Origin of the sequence: Streptomyces sp. NPDC006309, from assembly GCF_040613095.1 — a bacterium.
GTDB lineage: Bacteria > Actinomycetota > Actinomycetes > Streptomycetales > Streptomycetaceae > Streptomyces.
Genome location: NZ_JBEXRO010000050.1, coordinates 1596 through 16997, shown reverse-complemented (window position 1 = coordinate 16997; position 15402 = coordinate 1596). Strand labels below are relative to the sequence as shown.

Annotated in this window: 16 protein-coding genes; 4 read left to right on the top strand and 12 right to left on the bottom strand. The window is 69.4% G+C overall.

The annotated features are described in order from the left end of the window. Window positions 1–376: 376 nt before the first annotated feature. A complete protein-coding gene (locus tag ABZ117_RS33870; RefSeq protein ID WP_356826584.1) occupies window positions 377–613 on the bottom strand; it encodes a hypothetical protein in 237 nt (78 codons plus the stop codon). Window positions 614–1000: 387 nt separating this feature from the next. Between ABZ117_RS33870 and ABZ117_RS33865 the strand changes: the two genes are divergently transcribed. Together ABZ117_RS33865 and ABZ117_RS33860 are read left to right on the top strand one after the other, a co-directional pair. Continuing rightward, on the top strand, window positions 1001–1309 hold the full coding sequence (locus ABZ117_RS33865; RefSeq protein ID WP_356826582.1) for a hypothetical protein: 309 nt from the start codon (window positions 1001–1003) through the stop codon (window positions 1307–1309). Between the two features lie 43 nt (window positions 1310–1352). Continuing rightward, window positions 1353–4013, top strand: a complete 2661-nt coding sequence (locus ABZ117_RS33860) for a Helicase associated domain protein (protein ID WP_356826580.1) — start codon at window positions 1353–1355, stop codon at window positions 4011–4013. Between the two features lie 12 nt (window positions 4014–4025). Here the strand turns inward: ABZ117_RS33860 and ABZ117_RS33855 are convergent, their stop codons facing one another. Next, window positions 4026–4607: a hypothetical protein gene (locus tag ABZ117_RS33855; protein WP_356826578.1), complete on the bottom strand. Its 582-nt coding sequence runs from the start codon at window positions 4605–4607 to the stop codon at window positions 4026–4028. Window positions 4608–4997: 390 nt separating this feature from the next. On the opposite strand from ABZ117_RS33855, the gene ABZ117_RS33850 reads away from it, so the two are divergent. After that, window positions 4998–5555 (top strand): helix-turn-helix domain-containing protein, encoded by a 558-nt coding sequence (locus ABZ117_RS33850; RefSeq protein ID WP_356826576.1) that lies wholly within the window; start codon window positions 4998–5000, stop codon window positions 5553–5555. A gap of 24 nt (window positions 5556–5579) precedes the next feature. Here ABZ117_RS33850 and ABZ117_RS33845 read toward each other — a convergent pair whose 3' ends face one another. The 6 genes from ABZ117_RS33845 to ABZ117_RS33820 all read right to left on the bottom strand — a co-directional run bounded on the left by ABZ117_RS33845 (window position 5580) and on the right by ABZ117_RS33820 (window position 11337). Continuing rightward, window positions 5580–6449: a hypothetical protein gene (locus ABZ117_RS33845; RefSeq protein WP_356826574.1), complete on the bottom strand. Its 870-nt coding sequence runs from the start codon at window positions 6447–6449 to the stop codon at window positions 5580–5582. Then, entirely contained in the window at window positions 6446–7456 is a 1011-nt protein-coding gene (locus ABZ117_RS33840; RefSeq protein ID WP_356826572.1) for an AAA family ATPase, read from the bottom strand. The genes ABZ117_RS33845 and ABZ117_RS33840 overlap by 4 nt, the downstream gene beginning before the upstream one ends. Next, window positions 7456–9168 carry a Mu transposase C-terminal domain-containing protein gene (locus tag ABZ117_RS33835; protein ID WP_356826570.1) on the bottom strand — a complete coding sequence of 571 codons (1713 nt, stop codon included), beginning with the start codon at window positions 9166–9168 and terminating at the stop codon, window positions 7456–7458. Before ABZ117_RS33835 ends, ABZ117_RS33840 begins: the two co-directional genes overlap by 1 nt. Beyond that, window positions 9165–10343 (bottom strand): ATP-binding protein, encoded by a 1179-nt coding sequence (locus ABZ117_RS33830; protein ID WP_356826568.1) that lies wholly within the window; start codon window positions 10341–10343, stop codon window positions 9165–9167. The genes ABZ117_RS33835 and ABZ117_RS33830 overlap by 4 nt, the downstream gene beginning before the upstream one ends. Window positions 10344–10655: 312 nt before the next feature. After that, a complete protein-coding gene (locus tag ABZ117_RS33825) occupies window positions 10656–10982 on the bottom strand; it encodes a hypothetical protein (RefSeq protein ID WP_356826566.1) in 327 nt (108 codons plus the stop codon). After that, entirely contained in the window at window positions 10969–11337 is a 369-nt protein-coding gene (locus ABZ117_RS33820; protein ID WP_020549970.1) for a VOC family protein, read from the bottom strand. Before ABZ117_RS33820 ends, ABZ117_RS33825 begins: the two co-directional genes overlap by 14 nt. A 63-nt stretch (window positions 11338–11400) precedes the next feature. Between ABZ117_RS33820 and ABZ117_RS33815 the strand changes: the two genes are divergently transcribed. Beyond that, a complete protein-coding gene (locus ABZ117_RS33815; protein WP_356826564.1) occupies window positions 11401–11859 on the top strand; it encodes a MarR family transcriptional regulator in 459 nt (152 codons plus the stop codon). A 105-nt stretch (window positions 11860–11964) separates the two neighbouring features. On the opposite strand, the gene ABZ117_RS33810 is transcribed toward ABZ117_RS33815, so the two are convergent. The 4 genes from ABZ117_RS33810 to ABZ117_RS33795 form a co-directional block, all read right to left on the bottom strand. Further along, window positions 11965–12849 carry an IS5 family transposase gene (locus tag ABZ117_RS33810; protein WP_356826562.1) on the bottom strand — a complete coding sequence of 295 codons (885 nt, stop codon included), beginning with the start codon at window positions 12847–12849 and terminating at the stop codon, window positions 11965–11967. A 37-nt stretch (window positions 12850–12886) separates the two neighbouring features. Next, on the bottom strand, window positions 12887–13300 hold the full coding sequence (locus ABZ117_RS33805; protein WP_099053976.1) for a hypothetical protein: 414 nt from the start codon (window positions 13298–13300) through the stop codon (window positions 12887–12889). A 3-nt stretch (window positions 13301–13303) separates the two neighbouring features. Next, window positions 13304–14314, bottom strand: coding sequence for a DUF6192 family protein (locus ABZ117_RS33800; protein ID WP_356826560.1), 1011 nt, complete (start codon window positions 14312–14314; stop codon window positions 13304–13306). Window positions 14315–14984: 670 nt separating this feature from the next. After that, the coding region (locus tag ABZ117_RS33795; RefSeq protein WP_356826558.1) for a hypothetical protein at window positions 14985–15402 on the bottom strand (418 nt) is incomplete at its 5' end.

Genomic DNA, 15402 nt, shown 5'->3' with positions numbered 1-15402 from the left:
CTTCCGGCGGCAGCGGAGGTGGCGACGGCAACGGCAGCGGCGGTGACGGTACGACCGCGACGCCCACGGCGGGTACCGGCGGCCCGGACACAACCGTGCTGCGCACGGTTTGTTGCGCTCCCGCTCCGCGGGAGCGCTGGCGGGACGCTGCGCGTCCCGCGCAACCCGACTGCTGCGCAGTCGGGTTGATGCTCCGTTCGCTGCGCTCCCGGAGCTGCGGGACTTCGTCCCGCTGTCAGGCCTCCGCTTCGCTCCGGCCTGATGGGGCGGGTCCGCTGCGCTCCCCCGCCTGACGGTCCTTCCGGCTGCGCCTCCAGAACCGTTGGGGCCCGCTATCGCGGGCCTGGCTGGCTATGAGGGTGGGTGCGGTGGGTGGTTATTCGATGTGTCCGGTGGTTGGGTCCACCTGCTTCAAGAAGTCCCGTGCTGACGCCTGCAGTTCCGGCTCGCTCAATGCTCTGGCCGGCTGCACGGCGGAGGTGAAGCCGTACCCGGGGTTGGGGCCTGACAGCCAGGTGAAGTCGTATGTGCCCAACTCGTCGGGTCGCTCGGTGACCTCGAACGTTTCCTCGTCGACCATCAGTGTCAACCGCCGTGTGCTGCGTCTGTCCATGACTGGTCAGTATGCCGGAGTCCTGGCATCGCTCGTTCGTGTCGGTGTTTCAGGGTAGCGTGTGCATCAATTTGATGCACCATGTAGCGTTGGGAAAAATGCAGTACACCTTCCAGCTGACCGAACGAGGCACGCCCCGCGCGCTAACGGAAAAAGGGAAAGCCGCATGCGGACTGTTCAGGAAGTGGCGCGGGATCAGGTCCGGCAGGCAAGGGGTCTGGAGGTCGCTGCCGTTGCGGAGAGGGTCGCGGAGGCTGCTGTTCGCGAGCGTGAGACAGCGGGGCAGTTGCGGCGGGGTGGTTCCTTCTCCGAGTTCGGAATGGACCCGGAGCGGCTGGCCGACGCCTGGGCGGCCAAGCACGCCGAGTGGCAGCGCGTCAGGACTTAATGGCTGCTGTCGGTTGGGGTGCGTACAAGCCGGAGCACGACGTGCAGGGTTCGGAGCGGGCTCGGGAACGCGAAGAGCGGCGTGATGGTGCTCTCGCGGCCCGGGCCGCCTTTGAGGCGCGGCGTCGGGAGGAGGCGGATGAGCTGCGGGCGGAGCTGTGGCTGTCTGCTGCGCCCAGCCGGCTGATCCGGGCGGCGGCCGATCGGGCCGGCCTCATGCCCGCCCAGGTCCTGGCGCAGCTCGCCGAGCGGGTCGTGGTGGGCGAGGACGGTACGGTGTCAATCCCGCCCTTCACACCTTCCCGGTGATTTCCCAAAGCGGTCAGGAAACGAGTTAGGGGAGGATTGCTAAATGCCGGGTATTCAGCTCAAGGAACACCAGGTCGACCAGAAGGCGACTTTCCGCAAGTGGGTGGGATTTCCTGCAAGGTCATCTGTTCCCCCGGAGGGTGCTCGGGGCACGATCGTGTCAGCAACCGGTTCGGGCAAAACGATCACAGCGGCTGCGTGCGCGCTGGAATGCTTCCGGGACGGCCGGATCCTCGTGACCGTGCCGACCCTGGACCTGCTCGTGCAGACCGCCCAGGCGTGGCGCCTGGTGGGCCACCGTGGCCCGATGGTGGCGGTGTGCTCGCTGGAGAACGACCCGGTCCTGAACGAGCTGGGCGTGCGCACCACCACCAACCCGATCCAGCTCGCCCTGTGGGCAGGTTCGGGGCCTGTGGTCGTGTTCGCCACGTACGCCTCGCTCGTGGACCGCGAGGACATCGACGCACCCGAGGGCCAACGGAAGGTCCGCGGGCCGCTGGAGGCCGCCCTGGCGGGCGGGGAGCGGCTGTATGGCCAGCAGATGGCAGGCTTCGACCTGGCGATCGTGGATGAGGCCCACGGCACCGCCGGTGATCTTGGTCGGCCGTGGGCCGCGATCCACGACAACGCCCGGATCCCCGCCGCCTTCCGGCTGTACCTCACCGCGACCCCGCGCATCCTCGCCGCGCCCCGGCCGCAGCGGGGTGCGGACGGGCAGGAGCTGGTGCTGGCGTCGATGGGCCAGGACTCCGCCACCTACGGGCCGTGGCTGGCCGAGCTGGGGCTCTCGGAGGCGATCGAGCGGGGCATCCTCGCCGGGTTCGAGATCGACGTGCTGGAGATCCGCGACCCTTCCCCGGTCTTCGGGGAGTCGGATGAGGCGCTGCGGGGCCGGCGCATGGCGCTCCTGCAGACGGCGCTGTTGGAGCACGCCGCGAGGTGGAACCTACGCACCGTGATGACGTTCCACCAGCGGGTGGAGGAGGCCGCCGCGTTCGCGGAGAAGCTGCCCGAGACGGCCGCGCAGCTGTACGTCAACGACGCCTCCGATGAGGACCTGGCGAAGGCGGAGGCCCTGCCGAAGTCGTCGATCGACGCGGAGTTCTACGAGCTGGAGGCCGGCCGCCACATACCCCCGGACCGGGTGTGGGCGGCGTGGCTGTGCGGCGACCACCTCGTGTCCGAGCGGCGCGAGGTGCTGCAGCAGTTCGCCAACGGCATCGACGCGAACAATCGGCGCGTGCACCGGGCATTCCTCGCCTCGGTTCGGGTGCTCGGGGAGGGCGTGGACATCACCGGCGAGCGCGGAGTGGAGGCGATCTGCTTCGCCGACACCCGCGGCTCCCAGGTCGAGATCGTGCAGAACATCGGCCGCGCGCTCAGGCTGAACCGCGACGGCTCCACCAAGGTTGCGCGGATCATCGTGCCGGTGTTCCTGGAGCCCGGCGAGGACCCGACCGACATGGTCACCAGCGCCTCGTTCCGCCCCCTCGTAGCCGTCCTCCAAGGCCTGCGCAGTCATGACGAACGACTCGTCGAGCAACTCGCCTCCCGCGCCCTCACCAGCGGCAAGCGCAAGGTGCACCTGCGGCGTGACGACGACGGGCGGATCGTCGGGGCCGGCGGCGAGGACCAGGAGCAGGACGACACCGACGCCGCTGCCGAGTCCGCGCTGCTGCACTTCTCCAGCCCGCGCGACGCCGCCACCATCGCGGCCTTCCTGCGCACCCGTGTCTACCGGCCCGAGTCCCTGGTCTGGCTCGAGGGCTACCAGGCGCTGCTCCGGTGGCGGAAGGAGAACGAGATCACCGGCCTCTACGCCGTCCCGTATGACGTTGAGGTCGAGGTCGGCGTCACCAAGGACTTCCCGCTGGGGCGCTGGGTCCACCAGCAGAGGAAAGCGCTGCGGGCAGGTGAACTGGAGGAGCGGCGCAAGACCCTGCTGGACACGCCGGAGGCCGGGATGGTGTGGGAGCCGGGCGAGGAAGCCTGGGAGAACAAGCTCGCCGCACTGCGCTCCTACCGGCGGGCCATGGGGCACCTCGCACCGCGTCAGGATGCGGTCTGGGGCGAAGGCGAGGCGATGGTGCCCATCGGGCAGCACATGGCCAATCTCCGCCGCAAGGGCGGCCTCGGGAAGGACCCCGAGCGGGCCCGGGAGCGCGCGAAGCAGTTGACGGCGATCGACTCGGACTGGAACTGCCCCTGGCCACTCGACTGGCAACGCCACTACCGCGTCCTCGCGGACCTCGCCGAGGACGAGCCCGGTGGGCTGCTGCCCGACATCCAGCCCGGCGTCCTCATGGACGGCGACGACATCGGACGATGGCTCGCACGGCAACGCGAGGCGAGCACCTGGAAGCTGCTGTCATCCGAGCAACAGGAGCGGCTGACCCGGCTGGGCATCAAGCCGCTGCAAGCGCCCCCTGCCGCCCCGACGGCCAGGCGCGCGACGAAGGGCCCGAGCAAGGCACAGCAGGCGTTCCAGCGGGGCCTGGCAGCCCTCGCGCAGTGGGTGGAACGGGAAGGCCACCGGCCGGTGCCGCGCGGCGCGGTCGTCGAGGTCGCGGTCGACGGCGAGACCGAACCGGTAGCGGTCCGGCTGGGCGTATGGCTCTCCAACACCAAGTCGAGGCGCGACAAGCTCACCGCGGAACAGCTCGCCGCCCTCGCCGCGCTCGGACTTGAATGGGCGAGGGCGTAGAAGCCACTCGGGCTACTGTGCGCCGATGCAGGGCCCTTGGGCGCGGAAGCGCGCGCGGGTTTCCGGCCAAGGCGTCGCACTGTCGTGGCCGAAGCAGCCGACGCCTCCGCAAAGAGGTCGTGAGTCGCGCGTCGGCCTGCCGTTGATCAGCGCCACCCGCCCGTACGCTTCATAGCGCTCGCGGCTGTCCTCGCCGTCTACCAGATCGCCTGCGAGCTCCTGCTTGGTGCAGCGTGCGAGATCCGCGCGCGAAACGCGCCGCCTCCTGTGGATCATGGCCATGATTTCGGCCTTGGAGTGGTCGCGCATCAGAGCGTTCCTCCGCTGGAGGAGCTCATTGGCGAGCTCGACTTCGGCCGCGGGAGTCGGCGTGGTCGACTTACGGATGTACTCAGGGTCCTCGTCCGCGCCGAAGATCATGATGCAGTGCGCGTGCGGTACGCAGACGGCGATCTTGCCCGGATTCTCGGCGTGCGCTTCGGCGGTGGCACGTACCCAGTTGAGGGCTTCGTGGTAGCTGAGGTTTGTGCCCTGCTCGCTTGAGGTGCGCTGGAGTTCGCGGGCGCGCTGCTGCTCGGTAGTGCGTTTGGTCATGGACGGGTCCTCTCGGCACCGGGTTCTCGCCCCCACACGGCAACCCCGGCTCGATGGATCGTCAAGGTGTTCGTCTAGCGGTCCGTTGATCCCGGAAGACCTTCCACCGGTGTTCCGGACGGTGTGGGTGTCCGGGTGCGGTGTGGGCGTCGGCGAAGCCCAGGGCGTCGGCCCTGCGGGCAGGATACCGGCTCGGCCGTCGGCTCTTTCCTTCGTTGGCGACGACGAGGCGGTGGGTGTTCTCCGCGTACGGGACGGGCTCGTAGCTTGCCTCAGCCAGCGCGGTCCCGAGGATGCGGGAACTGGCAGGCGGGGGCAGACGACGTGGGAGAACTGAGGTGACGAACTGCAGGTGTCGGCTCTGTCGGCTGGCCGCTTGGGGAGGCGGACGTGGGACAGATCGAGCAGGGATTGGAGCGCGCGTTGCGCACCCGCCCCGTTCCTTCGAGCATTGAGGCCCGCCTGCGGTTTTTGCTGGCAGCGCACCGTGGTTCCACCCGGAGGGTGGCCGCCGTGCTGGGGGTGTCGCAGCGCGCCGTACAGCGGTGGGTGACGAAGAAACCAGGGGCGCGTCGTCCTCCAGGTCCGACGCAGATCCGGGCGATCGAGAAAGCAGTCCTGGCTCGGTGGCAGCCCCGGGTACGGGGCCGCCTGCGTGCCCAGGCCGAGGCGGAGGGGTTCGTCTTCCATACCCGGGCGCGATTCGGGTTCGCCGCGCCAGCAGGCTCCTCGGACGACCCGCGGGTGCGGTGGATCACCCAGGACCTGCCGGGAGAGGTAGCCCGGGAGCTGTTCGCCGCCCGGGATGTCGGCGCAGGCGAGCAGCAGCAGACGGTGATCCTCGCCCGCGCGCTGGGGCACGCCTACTTCCGTGACGGGGGCCGCCGGGCCCACGGTCTGCACATCGCCTTTAGCGACGTCGAGTTCGCCGACTTCTCGATCGGATGAGCCTGCCTCTTCGAGCGAAATGCGTCAGAGTGTCCAGCGTCGCGAGGGCCTGACATGACTGGCCGACATGGCTTCGTACCTCTCGGCTTCCTGCCGCTCGCGCCAGTCCCACTCCACACGGCCGGCCGGGTCTTTGCGGCGGGTTGCGGGCGGCTGGGGCGGGCGCAGTCTGGCCGTCTCCGCCACACGCAGCAGGTGCCCACGGTCACGTGGCGCGGCAAGCAGTTCCTGGTCGCTGGAGAGGAGCCGGGTGAAGCAGGCTGCGGCCCGCAGGAAGATGCCCGCCCAGGGTGGTACGGGGTGGGCGGCGCAGCCGTCGGTGTAGCGGGCGCGGTCGTGTAGGGCGAGCGTGGCCTCAGCGTCGTCGTAGTCGCGGGGACGTGCGGTGGCGAGTTGCTGGAGGGATGCGCCGGTGAGCAGCGCGGCGGCGACGGCCGCGGCGAGGCAAGGATGTGCGGTCGCTGCGTGCAGCCGGCGGGCGACTCGCTGGGCGGTGTGCGCGGTGAGAGGCACGGGCGGTGGGCGGTGCCGCCAGATGATCGGGGGCGGCGTGCACGGGGCGGCGCAGGGGCGGGGGCTGTCGTAGGAGACGAGGCGGTGCAGGGCAGGCAGGGTGAGCCACCTGTCTGCTGGCCGGGCGGGCTCGTCTGTTGGTGAGGGTGAGGCGACGGGTGAGCCGTAGTAGTGGCGGCGGGCTTCCTGGAAATCGGTGGTGACGGAGTAGTCGACCGCCCTCAGGGCTTGGTGCAGGGCGGCGGGAAGGTGGGGGCGGTGGCAGACCAGGGTCAGGTGGATCCCGGCGAGGGCCTGTAGCTGCAGCAGGCGCATCGTGCGGCGGGCGGTGAGGCGGTGGGCGCGCAGGACGGTCAGCCGGGCGACGGGCAGGGCGGTCATCCAGGCGGCGGCGGCTTCCCAGGCGGGCTGACGGCCGGCAGGGAAGCGGCCCGGGAGCAGGGGCGGCTTGCCCAGGGCGGCGAGAAGGTCGTGGGCGAGGCCGGTCTCGCTAGTGGTGCCCGGGCCGGGGTGCAGAGTGATCCGGCCGGACGGCGGATGGTGGGCGGCCAGGGCGGTGTGCGTGTGGATAACGTCGTCGCCCGGGTCGATGACCACGGTAACGGACGGCGGTGGCACGGTGAGCAGCATGGCGGTGTGGTGTTCAGGCGAGGCGGCTGAAGGCCCAGCGCAGCAGTTCCTGGTCGACGCGGGTGCGGCCGGTGCGGGTCAGGGCGGTGCGGGTGGGCGGTCAGCTGGGCCCATGCGCGGAAGTTGCCGTGGGCGGCGTGGCTGTCGGCGAAGGTGATGTCCTCGGGGTCGGCGTCGGCCCAGACCGGGTGGAACAGCGGGATGACGTCGAGGACTTCGCTGGGGGTGAGGCGGGTGAAGTGCTGCCAGATGAAGATGCGGGAGGAGAGCATCGGTTCGCGGCGCAGCACGGTGTGGCAGCCCTCACCGCCGACGAAGATGACCGCGAGCTGAGTGGAGGGCTCGTCCCACAGGTAGCGGAAGTATTCGAACGCCTCCCCGTTGAGCCACTGGGCCTCATCGACCAGGAAGCTGCGGGGGCGTTCGGCCAGGGCGGTCTTCAGCAGGCGGTCGAACTCGCTGGGATGGCGCGGTGGTTCACCGGCCAGGTCGAGCGCAGTGAACAGTTCGTAGCGCACCGCGCGGGCGGTGGGCCGGGCCCGGAAGGTGATCTTGCGGACGTCCTCGCCGCTGGGTTCGAGTGCGCGCAGGCAGGTGTTGACGGCGAGGGTCTTGCCGAAGCCAGCCCCGCCGTGGATGCACATCATGGCGCGGGCGGCGACCGTGTCGGTGATGTTCTCCCGGGCGGTGAGCAGGGCGCGGGTGGTGACCACGGACGCATCGGGCAGGTCGACGTACTGGTAGGTGGCCGCGGTCATCAGGCGTCTCCGTCTTCGTCGGTGCAGGGAGGTGCGACCCGCCCGCCCGGGCCGTCGAGGGCGGAAGCCCCATAACGGCCAGACGGGAGCGGGGCGGGCGGGCCTGGTGTGGTCAGCGCGGCCAGGGAAGCCGGGGTGCGCCAGTCGGCCGGGGGCGCGGCGTGCGGGATGAGGTCTGGCATCGCGAGCTGCGCGAGGTCGGATTCGGCAGTCTGGGCGAGTTCGGCCTCGGCCTGCGCACCGGTCAGCGCGCCGAGCCGCCGAGGGGGCTCGGCCTGGGTGGCGGCGGCGTAGCGCTCGCGCTGCGAGGCCTCCAGATCCTTCTTCAGGCGGCGCACACGGGCGGCCCGCGCTTTCCGTACAGCGCTGACCTGTTCCTCGGTGGCCTGATCGGCCAGGTCCGCGGGGCCCAGGTAGCGGCCGGTGGTGGCGTGGTAGACCTCGATGCGGTGGTCGTGGTGGGGCATAAAGCGGATGCGGACCTGGATCCCGGTCTGGCCGGTCATCCACGGCCCCACGTAGTCGCGTCTCCTGAAGCGGATGCCGCGGGTAGTCAGCGTGCGGGTGCCGGCGTCCTCCAGGGTGAACGTCCACAGATCTGTTGCGGGCACGTCCCGCAGCGGGGTGGGATCGTCCTGCCACGCCTGAAGCGGAGTCTTGCCCCGCAACGGCGCCGGGCGGTGCTCGGTGTTCCACCACAGCATCCAGTCCAGCAGCCGTGCAGTGAAATCCTCGAAGCCGAGCAGCACCTCGTCCTTCGGACGGGAAGCCCGTTTGCCCGGGCGCGGCTGGCGGGCATAGCCGGGCAGCGCGGCCAGGAACATGCCCTCCACCGCCCGGTTCAGGCCCTCCACCGTGCCCTTGAGGTGAGGGGTGTAGGCGGGCAGGTCCTCCACCGTCACATCCAGGAGATCGAACGCGGCAGTCACCGTCCGGGACAGGAAGTCCTTGCCCCGGTCCACCCGCACCTTTTGAGGCAGGCCGCCGAACGGACCATAGGGGTCCTCGCGCAGCACCGCGGAACGCAGCGCGGCCAGCACCGACTCCCGCGACGGATGCACCGGCGTGACCGCCACCCCGGTGATCGCGTTGGTGGCGCAGTCGGTGAACCACGTGATCCACGGCCTGCGGGGCTTGCCAGCGACGTCGACCAGCACCGGGGCCTGCATGTGGTCGGTCTCCCACACGTGGTTACGCCAGCCCCGCGGCCGGGCCAGGAACACATCGTGCTTGCGCGCCGCCCGCTCGCCTCCCGCAAGTCCGGCCCGCTCCCCCGGCGTCAAATCACGGCGGATCGTCCGGTGCAGCGTCGGGATCGACGGAGGCGGCTCCCCCTCCCCCTTGGCCGCGCGAGCGGTCAGCTCACGGTGGACCGCCGCGACGTTGCCCTTCCACAGGGCCAGCAGGCGGCGCACTTCCGGGGTGACGGAGAAGCGGTCTTTGCTCTGGGCCCGCGCCCCGGGCTCCGCGGCCGCGGACTCGTCACGCTCGGCAGCGGCAAGCCACCGCCACACCGTGCGCTCGGTCACTTCCAACGACTGAGCCATCAGCCGTACATGTCGGGTCGTCAGTTTCTGGTCCTGTCGCAGGGCAAGCAGCCGGCGCACGGCAGGGCCGCGCAGCGCCGACAGGGAGGAAGAAGGCAGACCTCCCCGCGCGTGCGGACCGTCCTCGTGGCCGCCAGCCTCTCCCGGCCCGGAGGCGCCGGTCACAGCGGCCCCATGAGCCGTGCGCAGGCCCGCTCCAGCATCCGGCGGTCCACCACCGCACGGCTCTTGCCGTAGGTCTCGGCGGTCAGGTGCGAGGTGAGCTTCGCCCAGGTCCGGAAATTGCCGTGGCCCACATGCTCGTCCACCCACGCGACATCGTCCTCGCTCACGTCCTCCCACAGGGGGTGGAAGGCAGCCATCACGGTGGCCACCTCGCGCGGGCCAAGGCGCGGCACGAGCTCCCAGGTCAGTACCCGAGAGGCCAACGCAGGCACGCGGCGCAGCGCCCGTTCGCTACCCGCACCCGCGAGCACAAGTGCCGTGTCCGTGTCCGGGTGGTTCCACAGCCCGCGCAGAAACTCCAGCGCCGGCCCCGGAAGGCGCTGTGCCTCGTCCAGTACCAGCACGCGGGGCTGTCGGAGCGCGTTCACCAGCATCAGGTCGGCCTCCCCCGCCCCGCGCGGCAGACGCCTGCCAAGCTCCAGGGCGTCCGCGAGAACCCGGCGCAGTTCCGGAACCGTCGGGTGCACACCGACGTGGACCCGGCGGACCCTGGCCGGGTGCGGCAGCTGGGACAGGGCGTACTGCAGCGCGACGGTCTTGCCCTGGCCGGCATCGCCGTACAAACACACCACCGCCCCGACCGCGACCGCGTGCGCGACCGTCCGCAGCACCGACCGCACAGCAGGCGTGTGCACCACCTGGGCATCCGGGACCAGAACCGGGACCTGCGCCAGGTGCTTCTGCTCCCGCAAAAACACCTGCCCACCGACGCCTTTCTCGGCCACCACGTTCAGGCCCAGCTCACTGAGGGGATCCGGCCGGCGCGACCCGGCAACCTCAGGCTCCCGCCCGGTCAGCAAAGCCCGCCCCGCCCGTCGGTCCCTGCGGATCACCCGGCACAACGTCGACATCGACGGAACCGGGGCCTCACCGCCGGCAGCCACCAGCCGACGCCTCAGCTCCGAGACATTGCCCCCCGCCTCACCCAGCAGCTCCCACACCTCGTCCGACACCGCGTATCCCTGCCGGGCCGGCGCCTCCGCCCGCCCGGAAGCCTTCGCCTGCTCCAGCCAGCGCCAGACCGTACGCTCCGAGACACCCACCGTCTCCGCGACCGCACGCACATGCCGCGTCGTGAGCTCACCCGCCTGCTGCCGCTCCAGCAGACGACGCACCACCAACCCCCTGGGCAGCACAGCCCCACGACCGGCCCTTACCTCGTGGTCCACCCCACGATCACACCGACCGGGCCCACCTCACCGCATAAGAACTCACGAACCTGAGACAGCATCAGCTGCCATGCGATAAAGCCCCACGACAGCGATCCCACCCATCAACCTCTCACCTCATGACAGCGGCCCGCCCACCCGTAAACAGCCGCTGACCAGCCCCTTAACACCAACCCCCTGGACCAGCGCGGCCGACTCTCACCACCACCGACACCAATCCGAGAAATCGCAGCTGGCAGGCCATCACCCCCGCCGGCATCACAATCCACCACCGACAAAAACCCACAGATCATCAGGAGGCGGGCAGCCACCACGGCGGTGCGCAGACCGTTGCCTATGCCCTCCATGCCTGAGTAGGCCGCCCAGGCTGTCGGCGGGTCCACCCAGACTCGAACGCCCTGGGCGGATCGGATCGTCGACAAACCGCTTCTGACTACGGACCGCGGCGACGACTTCTTCGACCAGTTCACCGACCGGTACAACGCTTTGCTCGCTGAGCAGGTGTTTTTCAACCTTGCGCTGCAACCGGCGGTCTTCGGGGGAACGGTGATCGTCGGTGGCGTTTGGCTTGTCAGGCGCGGTCATGGAGAGTGACTTGGTAGCCGTCGGGGTCGGCGAAGGTGAATGTCCGGCCGAAGGGGCCGTCAATCGGTGCGGAGACGATGGTGTGACCGTCGGCGACGAGAGCGTCGTGGATGGCCTGGACGTCGGTGGCGTGGAGCCAGATCGCGGCACCAATGCCGGGCTGTGCAACCGATGCGAGATCGGTGCCGGGAACGACGTCGCGGAGTGCGAACGCGATCGGCTTCGTCTCGAAGACGACGGCGTGCGGAGGCCCGGCCTGCGAGCGGACGAGGCCGAGGTACTGCTCGTAGAACGCTTGCGAAGCATCGAGGTCGCGCGCCTGGAGCGAGATGAAGTCGGGGCCGGTGGCGGGCATGATAAAGCTCCTTCTTTTCGTGTCAGATTCCTGACACAGGCCAACGTATGTCAGAATCCTGACATGAGTCAAAACGGTGTCGGAGTCGACCTGGACAAATCGCTGGGCTACCTGCTGAAAGAGGCTTCGAGCGCCCTGCGCGCAGCCATGGAGGAGGTGCTGCGGCCACTCGGGATGAGCGTGACGCACTACTCCTGCCTTGAGCTGCTGGCTCAACGGCCGGGCTTGTCGAACTCCGAGCTCGCGCGTGGCGCGTTCGTGACACGGCAGACGATGAACGTGCTGCTCCAGACTCTGGAACGAGAGGGCTACGTGACCAGGCCCGCGGAGGCGCCCGTCGGGAAGGTTCTTCCCGCGCGGCTCACGTCTCGCGGCCTACGCAGCCTGGAGAAGGCGACCGTAGCGGTCCGGTCCGTCGAGGTCAGAATGCTGGCCGGCATGACCGAGACCGAGCAGTCAGCCGCGTTCCGGATCCTGCAGAGCATGATTCGTTCCCTGCGCGATGGCAACAACGGTGCATAGCTCGTTCCTCCGTGCACGTCTCGCAGCGCCCGGACAGGAGTGCAGGCGAGCGCGAAAAACCGTGCAAGCGACCTCGAAAACCGACAGCCCCCGACTACACCTCTTCTACGCTGAGCCCTTTTCGGCTCCGTCGGGAGAAGGTTCCGCCTGCCGCCTCGTCCAGTTGGGAGCAGGTTTCTTGCGCGTGAGGCGTCGGGTCATCATGGTGATGAGTGCCCAGTTCAGATGGGCTTCGGAGTGCTGCGGGAGGCGTTCGTAGTCGCGTGCGTTGCGGCGGGCGTTCATGCACCAGCCGATCGTGCGCTCTACTTTCCAGCGGCGGGGCAGGACGACGAAGCCCTTGGTGCCTTTGGGCCGGGAGACGATGCGCAGGGTGAGCCAGAGGCGGTCGCGGGCCCAGTCCACGAGTTCGCCGGCGTAGCCGCGGTCGGCCCAGACCTGGGTGATCTGCGGCTGGGTGAGACGTAGCCGCCAGAACACGTCGCGGGCGGCGTCGCGGTCCTGGATGTCGGCGGGCGTCACCGTGATCATCACCGGCAGGCCGAGCGTGTCGACCGTGATATGTCGTTTGCGGCCGTTGATCTTTTTCGCGGCGTCGTAGCCGCGGCTGTTGCGGCCGACGGTGGATGCACCCTTGACCGACTGGGAGTCCACGATCAGCGTCACCGGGTGCGGGCATCGGCCCTTGCCGGTACGGATCCGGCGGCGGAGCTGGTCACGGATGTAGGTGACGACTCCGGCCCGGTTCCACCTCCAGAAGAACCCGTAGACCGTCTCCCAGGGTGGGAAATCTGCAGGCAGAGCCCGCCACTTCGCGCCGTTGTCGACGATGTAGCGGATGCCGTCGACGATTTCCCGCCGGGGCCACTTTTCCGGGTGGCCGCCGGTCTTGGTCTGGCAGGCCGGGACGGGCAGCAGGGGTTCCAGGAGTGCCCATTCGGCGACGGAGGTGTCGGACGGGTAGCGGCGGCGACGGGAGGCAGCGGGCATGGCGGGCTCGGCAGAGGTGATCGGCTGTGGGCTGGGGCTATTTGGAGAGCTGGGCGAGGGTTGCTCGCACCCCGGTGAGCTGGGCCGTTGCGAGCTGGGCCCACTCGTCGTCGGGGTAGCGGGCCAGGTGCGGATCGAGCGTGCCCGTGATCACCCGGGTGAGGCGGCCGAGGATCTGCCGGAACTGCCGCTTGTCGTACTCGATCCAGTCCGCAGGGTCGTCGGAGAACATGAACCCGTCGCGGCGGGTCCACGTGATCGGCGTCAGGTTCTCCGCGGCGACGACATCGCGGACATGCCGGATGCCGCGGCCGATCTGCGAGCGGGTCAGGCGGGTGGCGGCCATGAGCTGGTAGGTGTGCAGGCCGGCGGGCCTGGCTTCCATCAGGGCGACGCGGACCAGGTCGCCGTAGTGCTCGGCCAGCGGCCGGGCCTCCCGGCGTCGCGGCATGGCCTACTCGCCTTTGAGCAGCTGGACCAGCTGCTCATCCAGGGTGAACTCGCCGTTGTCGAGGGCACCTTCGAGCCAGTCCGCCGCCGCGCGGACCCGGCCGATCTGCCGGCGGACAGTCTCGCGTTCGTCCTCGGTGAACTCCTGCCCGCGCAGCTGCGGGACCAGGCGGCCCAGGGTGGCCACGAAGCCGTGGCAGGAGCCGACCAGGTCAAGGTATTCGATGGTGTGCTCGATCGCGCGGACGGCCGGGGTGCGCTCCCGGATCCGGTCCCGCGTCTGGTGTGAGTTGTCGAACTGGGCACGGTTGACGAGCATCCGGGTGGTGTCGTCCCGCATCGTCTTCCGGGCGACGTCCGGGCGGCGCAGCAGGTCCGTGGTCACCTGCTGAGCGACGGTATCGTCCCTGGTCAGCTCCGTGACGACCCGCACCCGCTCGGCCGGGGTGACATGCTCGGTCACCGTCGGCCGCTTCAGCAGATCGGTGGCGACCTGGGCGGCGACCTCGTCGTCCCGGGTCAGGTCGGCCACGGCCTGGATCTTCTCATCGACGGTCACCGGCCGGTCGACCCGCTGGCCGACGACCCGCTTCGCACCGTCCGGCGTCCACTGCCTCGCCCCCGTGCGCGGGTTGAACGGCGCATCCTCGATCGCCGCCCACCGTTCGTCCTCATCCACGACGGAGGCGAGGATGCGGTGAACGGTGAACGACACACCCTCCTTGCGTCGCTTCTCCGGCCACCGGTTGGAGGTGTAACGCCAGTCCTCCACCGTCCGGCGCTCCACGCCGATGTCGTCCGCGAACATCTGCAACGACTCCGTCACGGTGAACAGGTCGTCCGTGCCGTTCGGCATCGACCCGCCCACCGCCCTCATCGGCTCGATCTCCAGCGCCATGTCACCCAGGGCGAACTGTGCGCGGGCGATCTGCGCGATCAGTTCCTTGGCCTGGGTGACGAGCTGTCCGTAACGCTGCCGGGTGACGTTCCCGATCCGGTCGGTCACGTCGGTCATGATGACCACCGCCCTCGCCCGGGTCCGGCCCGGCCACCATGACGTGTCCGGTCAAAGGGGCGCCGGCCCCGGTCACCGTCCACCGTGACGCGCGTGCGACACGCCGGGGCAGGGCGTGAACCGGGGGCGCTCGAAGCGCTCGGCAATCGCCCCCAACTACCCTGCAAATCAAAGGGTGTTCGAGGTGCTGGCGAAGCGTTTGGCTACGGCGTTTCCGTAACGCTCTTCCGTGACGCCCGCCGCTGACGGCAGGCCCGCACCCGGCAACGGTCCGAGCAGTACACCGCCGCCCTCGACCGCTCCACTCCTACCGTCCACGACCGACCACAAACCGGGCACTCCGCCTGCTGTCCCCGCTGCATCGCCATGACCCGTTGCCGGGTCTGCTGAAGCCTCCGCCACCGCCGTGACCTGCACCGACCCGAGCAGAACATCGCCTCCACAGCCATCGTCTGCGGCAGCGGATCACCGCACTCCCGGCAGTACCGCCGAGCCGTCTCACGAGCCCCCACACACCAGATCATCCAGCCGTACCCACCTCACGGCCAGGGATCAAAAACACCTACTGACGCACAACCGCTGCCAGCACGCCCACTCACGGCTGACCATGGAGCGCGTCTACCACACAGACAGATCTCGATCACGCAATGACCCTGTAGCGTGATCGGTTCTAGGCCCGGAACTTGGGATGGCCTGTCGCCTCGGCGGGGAAGTCGATATGCCAGCCGTTGTCATCCCAAACTTGGGCCAGTTTACCGTCCGTCGTGATGGCGTATATCGACTTGGTGTTACGCGCAGGGTCCCTACCAAACACGGCAGGGCTACCGACGAAAGTGGGGACGGGGATGTGTGTCGCTGCAGCCGCCGCCTCGGCGGGGAAGTCGATATGCCAGCCGTTGTCATCCCAAACTTGCGCCAGTTTACCGTCCGTCGTGATGGCGTATATCGACTTGGTGTTACGCGCAGGGTCCCTACCAAACACGGCAGGGCCACCGACGAAAGTGGGGACGGGGATGTGTGTCGCTGCAGCCGCCGCCTCGGCGGGGAAGTCGATATGCCAGCCGTTGTCATCCCAAACTTGCGCCAGA

What these genes read in the sequence shown, in the direction of transcription:
- ABZ117_RS33825 (WP_356826566.1), bottom strand. Translation starts at nt 10,982, where the DNA reads ATGACCGCGCCTGACAAGCCAAACGCCACCGACGATCACCGTTCCCCC.
- ABZ117_RS33820 (WP_020549970.1), bottom strand. Translation starts at nt 11,337, where the DNA reads ATGCCCGCCACCGGCCCCGACTTCATCTCGCTCCAGGCGCGCGACCTC.
- ABZ117_RS33810 (WP_356826562.1), bottom strand. Translation starts at nt 12,849, where the DNA reads ATGCCCGCTGCCTCCCGTCGCCGCCGCTACCCGTCCGACACCTCCGTC.
- ABZ117_RS33815 (WP_356826564.1), top strand. Translation starts at nt 11,401, where the DNA reads ATGAGTCAAAACGGTGTCGGAGTCGACCTGGACAAATCGCTGGGCTAC.
- ABZ117_RS33865 (WP_356826582.1), top strand. Translation starts at nt 1,001, where the DNA reads ATGGCTGCTGTCGGTTGGGGTGCGTACAAGCCGGAGCACGACGTGCAG.
- ABZ117_RS33800 (WP_356826560.1), bottom strand. Translation starts at nt 14,314, where the DNA reads ATGACCGACGTGACCGACCGGATCGGGAACGTCACCCGGCAGCGTTAC.
- ABZ117_RS33870 (WP_356826584.1), bottom strand. Translation starts at nt 613, where the DNA reads ATGGACAGACGCAGCACACGGCGGTTGACACTGATGGTCGACGAGGAA.
- ABZ117_RS33855 (WP_356826578.1), bottom strand. Translation starts at nt 4,607, where the DNA reads ATGACCAAACGCACTACCGAGCAGCAGCGCGCCCGCGAACTCCAGCGC.
- ABZ117_RS33805 (WP_099053976.1), bottom strand. Translation starts at nt 13,300, where the DNA reads ATGCCGCGACGCCGGGAGGCCCGGCCGCTGGCCGAGCACTACGGCGAC.
- ABZ117_RS33860 (WP_356826580.1), top strand. Translation starts at nt 1,353, where the DNA reads ATGCCGGGTATTCAGCTCAAGGAACACCAGGTCGACCAGAAGGCGACT.
- ABZ117_RS33845 (WP_356826574.1), bottom strand. Translation starts at nt 6,449, where the DNA reads ATGACCGCCCTGCCCGTCGCCCGGCTGACCGTCCTGCGCGCCCACCGC.
- ABZ117_RS33840 (WP_356826572.1), bottom strand. Translation starts at nt 7,456, where the DNA reads ATGACCGCGGCCACCTACCAGTACGTCGACCTGCCCGATGCGTCCGTG.